Annotated in this window: 13 protein-coding genes; 5 read left to right on the top strand and 8 right to left on the bottom strand. The window is 61.9% G+C overall.

Annotated features, from left to right (window positions below; genetic code table 11):
• Window positions 1-22: 22 nt before the first annotated feature.
• The 3 genes from Q4G32_RS03335 to Q4G32_RS03325 form a co-directional block, all read right to left on the bottom strand.
• On the bottom strand, window positions 23-1,087 hold the full coding sequence (locus Q4G32_RS03335; protein ID WP_303349230.1) for an LCP family protein: 1,065 nt from the start codon (window positions 1,085-1,087) through the stop codon (window positions 23-25).
• A 96-nt stretch (window positions 1,088-1,183) separates the two neighbouring features.
• Complete coding sequence (locus Q4G32_RS03330) at window positions 1,184-3,091, bottom strand: hypothetical protein (RefSeq protein ID WP_303349229.1); 1,908 nt, start codon at window positions 3,089-3,091, stop codon at window positions 1,184-1,186.
• 220 nt (window positions 3,092-3,311) lie between these two features.
• Window positions 3,312-3,572, bottom strand: a complete 261-nt coding sequence (locus tag Q4G32_RS03325) for a type B 50S ribosomal protein L31 (RefSeq protein WP_303349228.1) — start codon at window positions 3,570-3,572, stop codon at window positions 3,312-3,314.
• Between the two features lie 467 nt (window positions 3,573-4,039).
• Here Q4G32_RS03325 and Q4G32_RS03320 point away from each other — a divergent pair, with 467 nt between their 5' ends.
• Window positions 4,040-6,070: a S8 family serine peptidase gene (locus Q4G32_RS03320; RefSeq protein ID WP_303349227.1), complete on the top strand. Its 2,031-nt coding sequence runs from the start codon at window positions 4,040-4,042 to the stop codon at window positions 6,068-6,070.
• Window positions 6,071-6,161: 91 nt separating this feature from the next.
• Here the strand turns inward: Q4G32_RS03320 and Q4G32_RS03315 are convergent, their stop codons facing one another.
• From Q4G32_RS03315 to Q4G32_RS03305, 3 genes are all read right to left on the bottom strand, one after another.
• On the bottom strand, window positions 6,162-6,977 hold the full coding sequence (locus Q4G32_RS03315; RefSeq protein WP_303349226.1) for a TrmH family RNA methyltransferase: 816 nt from the start codon (window positions 6,975-6,977) through the stop codon (window positions 6,162-6,164).
• 52 nt (window positions 6,978-7,029) lie between these two features.
• Window positions 7,030-7,896 carry a sulfite exporter TauE/SafE family protein gene (locus Q4G32_RS03310; protein ID WP_303349225.1) on the bottom strand — a complete coding sequence of 289 codons (867 nt, stop codon included), beginning with the start codon at window positions 7,894-7,896 and terminating at the stop codon, window positions 7,030-7,032.
• Window positions 7,897-7,977: 81 nt separating this feature from the next.
• Window positions 7,978-8,763 (bottom strand): ABC transporter ATP-binding protein, encoded by a 786-nt coding sequence (locus Q4G32_RS03305; RefSeq protein WP_303349224.1) that lies wholly within the window; start codon window positions 8,761-8,763, stop codon window positions 7,978-7,980.
• 162 nt (window positions 8,764-8,925) lie between these two features.
• Here Q4G32_RS03305 and serB point away from each other — a divergent pair, with 162 nt between their 5' ends.
• Window positions 8,926-9,858 carry a phosphoserine phosphatase SerB gene (gene serB, locus Q4G32_RS03300; RefSeq protein ID WP_303349223.1) on the top strand — a complete coding sequence of 311 codons (933 nt, stop codon included), beginning with the start codon at window positions 8,926-8,928 and terminating at the stop codon, window positions 9,856-9,858.
• A gap of 114 nt (window positions 9,859-9,972) precedes the next feature.
• On the opposite strand, the gene Q4G32_RS03295 is transcribed toward serB, so the two are convergent.
• Both Q4G32_RS03295 and fabG read right to left on the bottom strand, forming a co-directional pair.
• The gene (locus tag Q4G32_RS03295) at window positions 9,973-10,743 is read right to left on the bottom strand and encodes an SDR family oxidoreductase (RefSeq protein ID WP_303349222.1); all 771 of its coding nucleotides are present in this window, start codon (window positions 10,741-10,743) and stop codon (window positions 9,973-9,975) included.
• Window positions 10,744-10,829: 86 nt separating this feature from the next.
• Window positions 10,830-11,561 (bottom strand): 3-oxoacyl-ACP reductase FabG, encoded by a 732-nt coding sequence (gene fabG, locus Q4G32_RS03290; protein ID WP_303349221.1) that lies wholly within the window; start codon window positions 11,559-11,561, stop codon window positions 10,830-10,832.
• 302 nt (window positions 11,562-11,863) lie between these two features.
• Here fabG and Q4G32_RS03285 point away from each other — a divergent pair, with 302 nt between their 5' ends.
• From Q4G32_RS03285 to Q4G32_RS03275, 3 genes are all read left to right on the top strand, one after another.
• Complete coding sequence (locus Q4G32_RS03285; RefSeq protein WP_303349220.1) at window positions 11,864-12,355, top strand: DUF3099 domain-containing protein; 492 nt, start codon at window positions 11,864-11,866, stop codon at window positions 12,353-12,355.
• Between the two features lie 110 nt (window positions 12,356-12,465).
• Window positions 12,466-12,717, top strand: coding sequence for a hypothetical protein (locus Q4G32_RS03280; protein WP_303349219.1), 252 nt, complete (start codon window positions 12,466-12,468; stop codon window positions 12,715-12,717).
• Window positions 12,714-13,703, top strand: a complete 990-nt coding sequence (locus Q4G32_RS03275; protein ID WP_303349218.1) for an SURF1 family cytochrome oxidase biogenesis protein — start codon at window positions 12,714-12,716, stop codon at window positions 13,701-13,703. Before Q4G32_RS03280 ends, Q4G32_RS03275 begins: the two co-directional genes overlap by 4 nt.
• The last annotated feature ends 866 nt before the right edge of the window (window positions 13,704-14,569 follow it).

Below are 14,569 nucleotides of genomic sequence, written 5' to 3'. Positions count from 1 at the left end.
TGTGAACCCGGTGCCGCAGCCGCTACAGGCCGCTCCCGTCGTCGTTGCCGTACTGAGCGTAATACTCATCGAGCGTGCCGTTGTTGATGGCTGCCCCGGCTTCCTGCATGGCTTGTTCGTTCGGCAACACAATGGACTGGCCATCAGCGGAGGTACCAATGCCGTTTGTGGGAACCGTGAACATGTGAATATCCGAATTGGTGGTGCCCACCAGCTCCGGCACCAAACCACGGATGTAACCGGAATCAAGACCCTCAGAGACCGTCAAGTACGGAGAAATGGTCTCCACAATGTCTGAGATCTTGCCGGGATTGGCCAACGTGGACGGTTGCAGGAAACGGTTGAGGACCGCACGAATGTAGGCCCGTTGATTCTCCACGCGGGTGTAGTCGCTGTCCGTGAAGGCGTAACGCTCCCGCACAAAGGCCAAGGCGGTTTCGCCGTCCATCTCCGTGGGACCGGCGGTGAACTCAACACCTTCTCTGGTGGTGAAGGACTCCGGGACATCTACCGTCACACCGCCCAAGGCATCGGTGACACCTTGGAAACCGGCAAAGTCCACTTCCATCACTTCATCAATATGAGTGCCAAAGTAGCTCTCCAGGGTCTCCACCATCAACGGCATCCCACCGTTCTGGAAAGCGGAGTTGATCTTGCCTTGTCCCACGCCCGGGATGTCCACCCAGGTGTCACGCATGACGGACATGACATAAACCTCACCACCACCGGCGGGAATGTTGAGCAACATAATCGAATCGGCACGTTCGCCCTCCCGGCCCAGCTCTCCCCCACCTTCGGGACGCTTGTCTGAACCGAGCAGCAGAATGGTGGTGCTGTCCGTGTCCTCCGGGCGGTCGCCCTCTGGGAAGGCAGATGCAGAAGGCACGGAGGTGACGTTGTTGTCATAGCTGCGGCTCAACGAGTTGATGTAGATGAAGATCGCGGCCACCACACCAACCACCAGCACCAAGAAGAAGATCAGAAACCCCAGCAGGACTTTACGGCCCCGGCCCTTGCGCCGCTCTGGAGCAGCCGCCGAATCTGGCTGGGATTCGCCGAACAGATCATCTTGGATGTCGCGAGCCATGGGCACGTCCTTGTGGATGCTGGGATGGAAACTGGCACCAACGGGGAACCGTCCGCCCTTGGGAGGACACGGTGGCACCGTTGAAAGATTGTTTCATCATAAAGGCTGAGTGGAAATCACCGTCACCGAACCGGGCGCTATGAGCGTGTCCATCACCCTGTCACCCTCTGACACGCCGCTGACTTCGGTCTGTAGTCGCGGCGGGAGCAACGGAAGGCCGTAACCATCCACGGAGGGCCGTCCGGCGGCCACCTCGGCGGTGGCACCCCGAACATCCATGGCCACCCCATCTGCGTCCGCTGTTGTGGGGCCCTCACCCGGGGTGGCGGTTCCCGCGCCCTGGCCCGCTCCTGCACCCTGGCCCGCTCCTGCACCCTGGCCTGCTCCCGAACCCTGGCCATCGAACAGGGAGGTCTCAGGGTAGTTCTGCCGTAAATCCGTGCCGCCAAAGGTGGTTCGGGCAGCACTTTTGATCTCATTCGGCAGATTCAACCGCACCTGCTGTGCCGCGGAATCGGCCGGGTCACGGAAGTCGATCAGCACAATGGACATGGTGCCGTCAGGGTGGGCGATTGCATAGCTGACCACGTCCTGTCCCTGTGCACCGGGGAGAGCCGTGGCATCACCTTCAGTGATGGTGGTGGTGTGGAACTGTCCGGCGGGCAGGGTACCCACGGTGGCCAGCGCCAGGCCGTTGGTACGCGGTACAAAGGCTGAGCCAGGATTCTGCAAAGTCCCGGAGGAGCACACCACGGACATGGGCGGACCTCCCTTGCAAGGCAGCAAGGACGAATGAAAGTCCACGCGATCCACACCCAAACTCTGGGCACGCAACACGTAATCGGCGGTGTAAAGCCCGGCAGCCAGGGTCTCCGTGAGGTCGTTGGAACCAGAGCAGGAGGACGCGGAGGTTTCCGTGACCCAGGTGTCCATCTGTGCTTGATCAGCCATCTCCACAGCCCGACCCAGTAGCTGATCCACTCGCTGTCGCGTTTCGGAGGCCAGGGTGTTCTCAATGGTGGGGGCGCTGCCCTCCTGGTAGCCCGTATCTTGCGGGTCTCCGCACTCGGACAGCGGGTACTGATGGACGGCCAGGGTGGTGTTGGCCACCCCTGATTCGGTCACGGTGCGCCACCATTCGGCGTCGTAAGCACCGGGGCCCACCACGCGAATGTCTGGGACGTCCTGGCGAATGGCGGTGACATACTCCTCCCAGTTCTTCTGAAAGGCTTCCGTGTCCCAGGAGGAGTCCTTGATGCTCAGCGGGTTGTTGGCTCCCAGTGCGTAGCCGTTGGGCTCATTGCCGATCATCACTCCCACCAGGCGCTCCCCCAGGGCATCGTGGGCGTAGCGCACCATGGTTGCTGCCCGCTGCGGATCATCTGCGGCCAGGTTCACACTCAGGATCACCTGAGCGTCCGTGGCCTCGGCCAGGCCCGCCAAACGCTGCAGATCATCCGGAGTCACGGTGGTGATGCGCTCCCCCGGGCGCAGCGGCCAGTCCGTGGGGGTGGCCTCTTGCGAGTCCGTGAAAAAGAACCGGCGGTCCACCGAATTCCCACCAAAGCGCAGGGTGGGCTGCTCCATCTGGGACAGAATCCGCACCAGGTCCGGGTTGTCGGCGCTGAGGCGTTCGTCGGAGAGATCGGTGGCCTCAAAAGAAATGCCCGCACCGGCTGCCGCGTATGCAAACCCGGTGTCTGACCCACCAACTCCCACGGTCAGGTCCGGTTCACCAGCGGCCGTGGACGTCCCGGTGGGTGTAGCACTTGGTTCAGGGGGCTGCTGGCGTTGATCCGCAATCCAAGCAAGGGGGTCATCCGGCGGGGCAGACATTGGCCAGGGGTCGGAGGGCTGCGGTGTGGCCGCTTCCGTGCCTTGTGCCTGCGGGCCGCTGGAGTCATCGGAACAGCCAGCCACCACCAAAGCAGCCACCAACCCCACTGCAGTCAGACAGACGCGGTGCGGAGCGGACAGGGGATAGCTAGGACGTGGGGGGAACATCGCCGCAAGTCTATGGCACCCTGCTGCTCCCTGATGTGAGCTTGGTGATCCCCCGGTGGTCTCCCGCTGTCCGGGCACCGCGCCCACACCCAACAACCCCAACGACGACGGCGGTTGCCTCCATCACATGTGGAGGCAACCGCCGTCGTGGGCTGGCCTACTGGCTACCCGGTGAGGACGTGGCCATCACCGGGACTGCTGGTGTGGCATCACCCGGGTGTCAGTTGGAGGGCTTGCCGAAGTTCTTGAAACGAGCGTTGAAGCGCTCCACGCGGCCGGCGGAGTCCATGATCCGCTGTTTGCCGGTGTAGAACGGGTGAGACTCGGAGGAGATCTCAACCTCGATCAGGGGGTATTCGTTGCCGTCCTCCCAGGTCTCGGTCTTCTCCGAGGTGGCGGTGGAGCGGGTCAAGAAGGTCTTGCCGGATGCCAGATCGCGGAACAGGACCGGGTGGTAATCCGGGTGAATATCGTTCTTCATGAGCAATAGTCCTTGGCTCTTGGGTGACTGGATTTTGCCAGGCACGATGACGCTGGGTTGCGGGTGCCTCACAGGACACCAACGGGACATCTTACACAAATCGCTGGCGCCTGCGTGGTACCCCGGGGTTCTAGGTGAAAGTGCGACATGTGGTTGTGGGGTCTGGTTCTGGGAGCGTAGATGATGGAATCCGACGCAGCTGGTCTGAGTTGGTACGCAAATCGCCACTGATCGAGACGATTCTTGGTCTTTTGCGTACCAATTGAGGGCGAATGCGGACCGCAGGTGGGAGCACGACGACGGCCCGGGTACTCACGGAAGTGAGCGGCAAAGATCACACCGGGACAAGGGCAACTTCTGCGCAGCGCACCAATTTTTCGTAGAGTGGTCCGTGCTGATTGAAATTACATTAGTCAGTCGGACTTCCCCCGGTCCCTGTCCCCCTCACCACCCAAGGATGCACCCCCATGCCATCTGTTTCCCGGCTCAAACACGCCGTTTTACGCCCCGGAGCCACCATCGGCCTCACAGTGGCCCTGTTGGCGGCCCCTTTGACCGTTATCAACCCAGCCCATGCCACCGATCCCGTGGAGCCGGTAGAGGCTGCCGTGGAACCGGGCGATGGTGGGATCACAGAGGCACAGGCATCGTCTGCCATTGAAGCAGTCCAACAGGAGGCCACAGACGTCCAAGGGCCGGCTTCTCCACATGATCTGACGCTGGACACCGACCGGCTCATGATCAAGTTCACGGAACCTGCCACAGACACCGGGGCCAAAGAGGCCGTGGTGGCAGAAGCCGCGGAATCTGCCGGTGTAGCGGAGGAAGCCGGGGTGAGCGCGGCCCAGACTCCGGAGAACATCAACACCTTGGATGACGGTACGGACGTGATGGCCTTTACCGAGACCTTGGACGTTGGCACTCAGGATGAGCTGATCAGCGAACTTGAAGCCGATCCGCGGGTGGAGTACGCCGAACCGGACCGTCTGGCGGTGGCCGCAGCCACCAATGATCCACTCTTGCGGCAGCAGTACAACGTGTTGGGACGTAACGTTCCGGCGGCATGGTCAGGGGCCACGGGCCGTGGCCAGGTGATCGCGGTGGTGGACACCGGCATCACCCGGCATCCAGATCTTGACGGCAAACTGGTACAGGGCCGTGACATGGTGACCAATCACGGTGGCACGTTTGCCATTGATGGAGATGGCCGGGATACCGACCCCACTGATCCAGGTGATCGCCCCAATATCTCCAGCTGTTATGCCACCTGGCACGGTACTCATGTGGCAGGTATTGCAGCAGCCAACACCAACAACGGACTGGGCGTGGCCGGTGTGGCACGGGATGCCCGCATCATGCCTGTACGGGTGCTGGGTTCCTGCACGTACGGTTATGAATCAGACATTGTGGCTGGTGTTCGTTGGGCTGCCGGCGCCACCGTTGATGGATCCACCGCCCCCACGCGCGCCACCGTGATCAACATGTCCTTGAACCTGCTGGGGTCATGTAGTGCCACCATGCAGGGCGCCATTGACTACGCCTATAACCGCAACATCCCCGTGGTGGTTTCGGCAGGCAACGCCAACCAAAATGCCGCCAACTATCCCCCCGCCAACTGCGCCAGAACCATTGTGGTGGGCGCTGCGGACCAGAACGGCGCTCGCGCTTCCTACTCCAACTGGGGCCCCGCCGTTGATGTGTTGGCCCCCGGCGGGACTCACGGTGCCCCCATTGTTTCCACCATGAACTCGGGCAGCACCACCTACGGCACTCCCAACTACGGGTACAAGTACGGGACGTCCATGGCGGCGCCGTTTGTGGCAGGCACCGTGGCTCTCATGAAAGAGGCCAATCCTGCGCTGAGCGTGGATCAGATTGAGCGCACGCTGAAGTCCACCTCCACCGGCCAGCTGGGTACGTTGCAAGTGGCACCCAACTTGGCCGTGGCCTCCGTCAAACCCGCCGGGCCATTCCGGGATGTGTCCCCCAGCAACCAGTTTGTCCGCGAAATCACCTGGGTGCGGGACAACCGGTATCTCAACGGCTGGCCGGACGGCACTTTCCGCCCGTTCAACAAGATTGACCGCGATGCCATGGCCGCCGTGGCTTACCGTATGTCCGGTTCACCGGCCTTCACACCGCCTGCACGTTCGCCCTACAGCGACATCTCCACGTCTCACCCCTTCTACAAGGAGATCACCTGGGCTCGTTCAGCCGGGATCATGCGCGGCTGGGCGGATGGCACCTTCAAACCCAACAACCAGGTCACCAGGGACGCCACCGCTGCAATCTTCTACCGGTTGGCAGGCTCCCCGGCCTACTCTGCTCCGGCAACCTCCCGTTTCACGGACGTTCGGCCCGGCCAGCAGTTTTACCGGGAAATCCACTGGCTTGCTGCCCGCGGGGTGACCACGGGCTGGCCGGATGGCACCTACCGGCCGATGAACACCACCAACCGTGACGCCATGGCCGCGTTCATCTACCGCTCCAAGAGATGATCGCACCTGACAGGGCTGTGACCAGCTGAGTTCAGCTGGTCACAGCCCTGTCAAAAGCAGCATCACGACGACGTCCCGGAGGCACCATGTCTCACGGCCGGGTTTCCCAAAAGGCGACCGCGGAGGCGGCCGCCACATTGAGTGAATCCACCCCGTGAGACATGGGAATCTTGACCGTCACATCGGCATGATGGATGGTGGCTGCTGCCAGACCTTGGCCTTCCGTGCCCAGGATCAGCGCCAGTTTTTCCCCGGACTCACGGACTCTGGATCCCAGTTCGTCCACATTCAGCGAATCATCGTGCAGGGCCATGGCGGCTGTGAGGAATCCGGCGTCCTTGACCAGTTGCAGGTCGGCTGTCCAGTGGTCCAGTCGAACCCACGGAACCTGGAACACCGTGCCCATGGACACCCGGATGGCCCTGCGGTACAGCGGGTCAGCACACCGTGGAGTCACCAGAACCGCATCCACGTCCAAGGCCGCCGCCGAGCGAAAAATTGCCCCCACGTTGGTGTGATCCACAATGTCCTCAATGATGGTCACGCGGCGGGCCCCGGCCAGTACATCCTCCAGGGCTGAGGCGGCGGGACGCTGCATGGCAGCCAAGGCGCCCCTGTGGAGGTGAAACCCGGTGATGGCCTCCAACACATCGTCAGTTCCCACGTACACGGGCACATCTGGATGGGCTTGGATCACATCTGCCAACTCCGCCAGCCACTTCTCCGCCATGAAAAAAGACCGCGGCTTGTGCCCGGCGGCCAGGGCTCTGCGCAGCACCTTGGAAGATTCCGCCAAGTACATGCCCCGCTCGGGCTCCAGCTTGCGCCGCAGCGCCACATCCGTAAGGGACGTGTAATCCGCCACGCGGGGATCGTGCGGGTCGCTCAGATGGATGGGTTGGGCCAAGGTGGCTCACTTCCGTCGTCGTTGTGAAAAGTCGTCGTGAAAAAGTGGCTGCTCAGAACAGTTGCCGCACCATGTTGGCCAGCGCCACCACGCCCAGGAGCACAATCACCGTCCGCAGCGCCACCGGGGAAAGTCGCTGCCCCACTTTGGCGCCAATCCAAGACCCCACAGTGGAGGAAACGGCAATCAACACCACAACCCACCAATTGATGCGGTCAAAGGCAAAGAGGATGTAGGACAGCGCAGCCACAATGTTCACCACGGCCACCAGAACGGTTTTGACCGCGTTGGCGGACTGCATGGAGGCCATCAGAAAAACCCCCAGAATGCCCAGCAGCAGAACGCCTTGCGCCGCCACAAAGTACCCGCCGTACACCGCCGCTCCGAAAACCAGCACGTACAGACTCAGTGGTTGAGATTCGCGGTCGGGATCCAAGGGTTGAACCTGCTCACCGCGGGATTCGGCCTCCGCGGCTGCGCGTTGGGCCTGGTCGTCCTTCCGGGCCCGTACAACGGCCTGTAGCCGCGGCTGGAACACCACAAAGCCCAACGCCACCACAATCAGCACGGGGGCGACGTAGCCAAAAACATCCTCCGGCAGGTGCATCAGCAAAGCTGCCCCCAGCACACCCCCCGCCACCGAGCAGGGAATCAGCTTCAACAGGGTGCGTTCCACACCTTTGAGTTTGCTGCGATACCCCCACGCGCCGGTCAGATTGCCAGCGATCAACCCCATGGCATTGGACATGGTGGCCGTCACGGGCGGCACCCCCATGGTCACCAGCACGGGAAAAGTGACCAGAGTGCCCGAACCCACAATGGTGTTGATCAAACCGGCCCAGAGGCCGGCCACCAGGATCAGGGCAACTTGCCACCATTCAAACGGAAAGCTGGCCGCCAGCTCACTGAGCCATTCCACAAACTACGCTCCCAGATCGCAGGCCACGGCACTCACGCCGGTGCCTGGTGAATAGGTGCTGCTGCTGCCAGATGCAGCGCCTCAGTCCTGGCGGAAGGCTGCAAACCGGTGGCCAACGCGCACCAGTTTGAGCGGAAGTCCAAAAGTTTCGGACAGCGCAGGGGGCGTCATGACATCCCCTACCGGGCCTGCGGCCACCACGGCGCCGTCGCGCATCAGCAGCGCATGGGTGAAGCCCGCGGGCACTTCCTCCAAATGGTGCGTGACCATGACGACGGCGGGCGCCGTTTCCGATACCGCCAACTGATCCAAGCGCTCCACCAAGTCCTCCCGGCCTGCAACGTCCAGGCCCGCGGCCGGTTCATCCAGCAGCAGCAATTCCGGGTCCGTCATCAACGCCCGGGCAATCAGAACGCGCTTCTTCTCCCCGGAGGACAGGGAGCCGAACTTACGATCAATCAGACCTTGCAGGTCCCAATCCTTGATGAGTTGGTGCGCGCGGTCCTCATCTGCTGCGTCGTAACGCTCACGCCACCGTCCGGCCACCCCCCAGGCGGCGGTGACAACGGCATCGAACACCGTCTCCCGTGCCGGGATCTGCTCGGCCAGGGGCGCCGAGGTCAAGCCAATACGCGGGCGGAGTTCAAACACGTCCACCCGTCCCAATTTCTCATCCAGAATCTCAACGTCGCCGCGCGTGGGATGCAGGCGAGCAGCCGCGATGGAGAGCAGCGTGGACTTCCCCGCACCATTGGGCCCCAACACCACCCAGCGCTCGCTGTCCTGAACAGACCAGTTCACTTGGTCCAGGAGCTTTTTGGTGCCGCGGACAAGATCAACATTGGTCATGGTTAGAACAGCGCTCATGCGTTCAACTCTAATGGGCCATGCGTCTGAGCCACGCCAGGATCGCTGGCCGTGGTGCGGATTGCGATGTAGTGCCCTGGACCGCGGTGTGTTTGCTCACAGTGTTCGCTGTACGCAACACTAGGTACTGCTGCGGCCAGCTCGGGCGATAGAATCCCGGCCATGACCGACGAACTCGCCGTGATCGCACTGTCCCGAACCCCGCAGCCAGAAGATGTTGAAGAGATCCTGGCTGATGTCGAGGACTCCGGAGCCACGGTGGAGTCTTACGGTCGTGTGCGTGTGACCGCCACCGCTTCGGGCGGCAGTGAGGAATCCGAAGCCACGGGATACTCCGCCATGACCGCGCGGGTCACCGACGGAAACCTGGCAGCGCTACGGTCCCGACTCCGCCCGGATCCGCTCGGATTCCGCTGGCACAGCGTGGACGTCAATGTCATCCCGGGCCAGTTGTTTGATCCGGACGCCAAGAAAATGCTGATCATGGATGTGGACTCCACCTTGATCCAGCAGGAAGTCATTGAACTCCTGGCTGCCCACGTTGGCAGGCAAGAGGAAGTTGCTGCCGTCACGGAGCGCGCCATGCGCGGTGAGCTGGACTTTGCCGCTTCCCTGCGTGAACGCGTAGCCGTGCTGCAGGGACTACCGGTGTCCGTGTTGGAGGAGGTCGTGGCCCAGGTGCGCCTCAGTGTGGGCGCGCGCGTGCTGGTGGACACCTTTCACCGCGCGGGCCACACCGTTGCCGTGGTCTCCGGAGGCTTCAACCAAATCCTGGCGCCTCTGGCCCAAAAACTGGGGTTGGACCACTACCTGGCCAACCAGCTGGAGATCGACGACGGCCATCTCACCGGCCGCGTGGTCGGCGACATTGTGGATGCCTCCGTCAAGGAGAAGATGCTGCGCGAATGGGCGGCAGCAGATGGAGTCGGCTTGGACCAGGTGATTGCCGTGGGCGACGGCGCCAATGACGCCAAAATGCTGGCAGCGGCAGCCGTTGGTATTTCCTTCAATGGCAAGCCAGTGGTCCGCGAACGAGCGGACGCCCAGATCAATCTGCCCAACTTGGATTCGATCCGCTTCTTCGCAGACCTCTGAGACCCCACTAAAGCGTCGAGACCCCCCCCCCCGCCGGGGGGGGGCGTCTCGACGCTTTAGTGGGGTCTCAACGAGGCGGTGGGGTCTGGACAGACCGTGAGCCCCAGCCGAGGGTCAGTTCATGGGCTGAGCGGCACCGCCGTCGGCGGGGAAATCACCGGAACCACCGGCCAACTCAATGTGACCAGTCTCCACGTCAGCGGAGACCATCTTGGCGATCTCCGTGGCGAATTCGTTGACGGACAACAGCTTGCCGGCAGCCTCCCGGCGGGCTTCCAGCGCCCCGGGCTGTGCACGGTTGAGCAATGTGGCCGTGACAGTGCCTTCGATCATGTCCCCGGAGACCACCACAAAATCCACTCCGGCTTCCGTCATCTCCGGGATGCGAGAAGTCAGCTGGTCCTCACCGGCGCGCTTGGAGGTGGCCACGTCCACGTAGGCGTCCATGGTTTCCACCTCCCGGATGAAGTGCGCCTGGTGGCTGGTCACGAACACCACACGGCCACCCTGCGGCAGGTACTCCAACGCGGTGGTCAGCGCATCATTTTGGGCGTCGCGGTTCAGGCGCATGGCGTAGTCCTCCCCCATGCCGGATTCCATGCCACCGGAGGCATTGAGAATCACCACGTCCACGGAGCCGAAAGCCTCAACGGCCTGATCAAACAGCGCCTTCACGGCAGCGGAGTCAGTCAGATCGGCGCCCACGGCAATGGCCTTGCCGCCGGCCTCTTCAATCTCCTTGACCACCTTGTTGGCCCGCGGTGCCTTCTGACGGTAGTTGACCACCACGTTGGCGCCTTCACCAGCCAGGATCTTGGCGGTGTCCGCACCCACCCCGCGGGAGGATCCGGTGATCACAACGGTTTTGCCGGCAATAGCGTTCATGGAGGCAGCTCCTCAAAGACTGGTTCAGGTGAAGACTGGTGATTGAACCCTAGCGAACAAAGGGCTGTCGGCCAGGTATGAGGGCCTCAGAGCCCCATACCCAAGCCGCCATCCACGCGAATCACGGTTCCATTGACGTAACCTGCGCCCGGGGAGGCCAGCCACTGCACCGCATTGGCCACCTCTTCCGGTTCGCCAAAGCGTGATGCCGGGATGGAAGTCATGTAATTGGCCGTGACGTCCTCCGGGAGCTCCGCGGTCATGTCCGTGGTGATGTACCCCGGTGCCACCACGTTGGCGGTGACATTCCGGGCACCCAGTTCACGGGTGATGGCGCGTGCCATACCGGTCAGACCTGCCTTGGAGGCTGCGTAGTTGGCCTGTCCGGGGGCGCCGGTCACACCCACCACGGAGGAAATGAAGATCACGCGGCCGCGCTTGAGTTTCAGGAAGCCCTTGGTGGCTCGTTTGGCCACGCGGAAGGCACCCACCAGGTTGGTGTCCAGCACGGAGGTGAAGTCGTCTTCACTCATCCGCATCAGGAGGGTGTCCTTGGTGATCCCGGCGTTGGCCACCAGGATCTCCACTGGGCCCCACGTGGATTCGATCTCCTTGAACGCGGCTTCCACGGATTCGGTGGAGCTGACATCACATTTCACGGCGTCCACCCCGCTGGGGGCATCATCTGATCGGTAGGTGACGATCACCTGGTCACCCTGAGCGCGGAAGGCCTCCGCAATGCACTTACCGATGCCGCGATTACCGCCCGTCACCAAGACCACGCGAGGTTCGGTGGTTTCCGGAGTTGCAACTGCCATGGGAGATTGATGCCTTTCGGTCAGGTCAGAACTCTTGTCTGTGTGGCTACCAGCGCTTGTGAACTGGTGGTCACATCAACGACCGGCTCAGACTACCCGCACAATCCTGGTGATTCCTTGGGCACGCCCAACCACCACGGCTGGGTGGGATTGTAAGAAGGCTCCAGTTGCAGCCCACTCCTATGCGTCCACAACAGTTGGATGAGTGGAATAGGCGGTGCACAATGATCTGTTGGGGTGCCCCCTTTCATCTGAGGGTGGGTGACCGGAAGCAATCAGATCGAGCAGTCGGGAGGTGTCAGTTGGCCAAGCGATACCTCACGCAAGCGGATGTGGCCCAGATGCAGGCAGCTGCCGCGCCGTCGTCGTCGTCGCCTTCCGGTGAGCGCGGGACGGGCCGCCAACGGGACACAGTGCACTCGATCACCTCCACTCCGGAGGCGCTGTCCGTGGACATGGGGCGGCGGATGAAGGTGTACGGCGTGCAGATGTTCCTGCGCGTGGCCTGCTTTTTTGGGTTTGTTCTGGTGGACAACCTGTGGTGGCGGGTGGCCTGTGTGGTGGGTCTGGTGCTGCTGCCCTGGACCGCCGTACTGCTTGCCAATGCCGGAGCTGACAAGTCAGAACGTACGTCCAATTACGTCAGCCCGGACTTCCAGCCGGAGCTCAGTGCCCGGCCTCATGATCACGACGACGCAGCGCCGTCCGCAGAATCCAGCCCGGGTGGCGGAGCCAGCGGGGCCCACAGCCAGGAGGTTCCAGATGACACCGTGGTGGAGGGCCAGTGGTCCTGAATCGGTGGCCGGAGCGGGCAGCGATAGGGTGAAGGCGGCACTGAACGCCCCCAGTGGTGTTGTGCCCGATTGCTGAAGTACGCACGCAACATCAGGAGTAGTTCTCCCCCATGTCATTCGATCTTTTGGGTTCCCTCTCCCCAGGGCAACCCGCGGATACTCGGGACAGCAGCGGCCCGGACACCGTCCAGTGTTCCCGCCGTGGTTGCACCGCCACAGCGCAGTGGCGTCTGGAGTGGAACAACCCCAAGGTGCATGCGCCGGAGCGCCGTAAAGTCTGGACAGCGTGCAATGCCCACCGTGAGCATTTGGCTGAATTTTTGCGGATGCGCGGATTCCTCAAGGACGTGCTGCCGCTGTGAAGGCCAGAATTGCGGCCTATTCGTTTCTTCTCTCCGGGCGCTGGATCGCCTGGTTCCTGCTGTGCTGCATTGGTGCTGCGCTGTGCCTCTATTTGGGGGGATGGCAAATGTCCCGCGCGGAGGCAGTGAATGCTCGCAATGACTTGATTGTCAACAATTACGACGCCGCCCCGCTCACCGGCGCTGGTGCCACCAACCAGTTCAGTGATTTTGACCCGAATGAACAGTGGCGCCCCGTGGAGATGGTTGGAGAATATCTGCCGCAAGAAACCGTGCTGGTGCGTAACCGTGTCCATGACGGGGTCATTGGGTATGAGGTGTTGGTGCCCTTCACTGCATCTGATGGCACCACCGTGGTGATCGACAGGGGGTGGATTCCCACCTCTGAGGCCGGGGACGGACAGCCCTCCGAAATCCCCGATCCCCCCTCTGGTGAGGTCACCATCACCGCACGCCTGCAGCCCAGCGAATCAGATGTGGGTAGGCAGTCACCGCAGGGGCAAATAGCTTCCATCAACCTCCAGGGCATGGCAGATCAGACTGACGGGGACCTGACCACCTCCGCTTACGGTCAGATGATCACCGAAAACCCCACGCCGGCTGATGTGCCTGAACCGTTCAGTCAGCCCGATCTGGATTACGGCCCTAATTTGTCCTATGCGTTGCAGTGGCAGGCCTTTTCCGTGCTGGTGTTTGTGGCCTACGGCTACTCCGCCCGGCAGAAGGTCCGCAATGATCAGTGGGACCGCGAATATGCCACCCAAATTGAAGATGAACTGTCTCGGTATTACGACTCTGACGGAAACTTTGTACCCCAGGGTGATGGCATGACAGAAGAAGATGTGGTCCGCCGCCTGGAAATGGTGGACGACATGCCCGCCCACCTCAAAGACATCATGCGCCCCAAACGCATCAAACGAACTTACGCCGTGGTGGATGCCGAGGAAGAGGATGCGCTGCTGGAGGCGCATCACTCGAGACGGTGATCCGTCCTTGATATGTGAATTGAGGCTCTGGATACCTGATCAGGTATCCAGAGCCTCAATTCACATATCGATCAAGACGTTCAGCAAACCGCCGGTTGGTTGTACTGCCCGGAAGCTGCGCCGCCAACGTTTGCGGGGCTGCTCTGACCCGTCGCCGAACTTGCGCACGAGGTGGTACCCCAGGTGCACCGGCTACCAGGCGGCGTGACGCCAGCCGGGTAGGTCGTTACGTTGTCGGTCCCGTTGGAGTTCAGAACACGCGAGTATGCGATGGCCGGATAACAGGTCTGTGCTCCAGTGCGGGCAGTGTAGACATGCGGGGACCGACCACTCTGGTTGACGCTGTTGGGGTGTCGCTTTGCCAGGGTGTAGGAGAGCGAGCCTGTGTTGAGAGTGTTGCCCGTAGACACGGACCCACCCGATGTCACAGTTACGGGAGTCAATGGACGGATGGTAAAAGTGTCGTTCCAGATCAACTCTGGTGCGCACCATGTGCCGCTACCGATGGTGTAGTCGGTATTGAAAACAAGTGTTGCTGTGATGGTGCTAGTAGACCCGCTTGATGGCGACAGCGACAAACTCCAGGAGTTGTTCTGTGAGTACTTGGTGGTTGGAACGCCCATGGTTTGGCTAGAGTTCACTGTCCAGGTGAGTCTGGTGCCCGCGGGGATGACTCCCTTAGAACAAGCTGCACACGCTGGTTGTGAGGGTCGTACGGCTGGCTGCGTATGCGGGTGCAGCAGTGGAAACGGCAACGGCGGGAACGGCCCACGCCGCTCCCTTGGCGATGGTGCGGCGGGAAACGCCCGCTGCTGGGTGAGGCTGGTTCATGAGCTGGTCTGATCCTTCAACTATTCGGCATCATA

Source organism: Kocuria sp., from assembly GCF_030538595.1.
GTDB lineage: Bacteria > Actinomycetota > Actinomycetes > Actinomycetales > Micrococcaceae > Kocuria.
The sequence above is the reverse complement of the archived record's forward strand: the minus strand, read 5'-3'. Positions and strand labels throughout refer to the sequence as shown.

What these genes read in the sequence shown, in the direction of transcription:
- Q4G32_RS03295 (WP_303349222.1), bottom strand. Translation starts at nt 10,743, where the DNA reads ATGAACGCTATTGCCGGCAAAACCGTTGTGATCACCGGATCCTCCCGC.
- Q4G32_RS03305 (WP_303349224.1), bottom strand. Translation starts at nt 8,763, where the DNA reads ATGAGCGCTGTTCTAACCATGACCAATGTTGATCTTGTCCGCGGCACC.
- serB (WP_303349223.1), top strand. Translation starts at nt 8,926, where the DNA reads ATGACCGACGAACTCGCCGTGATCGCACTGTCCCGAACCCCGCAGCCA.
- Q4G32_RS03280 (WP_303349219.1), top strand. Translation starts at nt 12,466, where the DNA reads ATGTCATTCGATCTTTTGGGTTCCCTCTCCCCAGGGCAACCCGCGGAT.
- fabG (WP_303349221.1), bottom strand. Translation starts at nt 11,561, where the DNA reads ATGGCAGTTGCAACTCCGGAAACCACCGAACCTCGCGTGGTCTTGGTG.
- Q4G32_RS03330 (WP_303349229.1), bottom strand. Translation starts at nt 3,091, where the DNA reads ATGTTCCCCCCACGTCCTAGCTATCCCCTGTCCGCTCCGCACCGCGTC.
- Q4G32_RS03325 (WP_303349228.1), bottom strand. Translation starts at nt 3,572, where the DNA reads ATGAAGAACGATATTCACCCGGATTACCACCCGGTCCTGTTCCGCGAT.
- Q4G32_RS03335 (WP_303349230.1), bottom strand. Translation starts at nt 1,087, where the DNA reads ATGGCTCGCGACATCCAAGATGATCTGTTCGGCGAATCCCAGCCAGAT.
- Q4G32_RS03320 (WP_303349227.1), top strand. Translation starts at nt 4,040, where the DNA reads ATGCCATCTGTTTCCCGGCTCAAACACGCCGTTTTACGCCCCGGAGCC.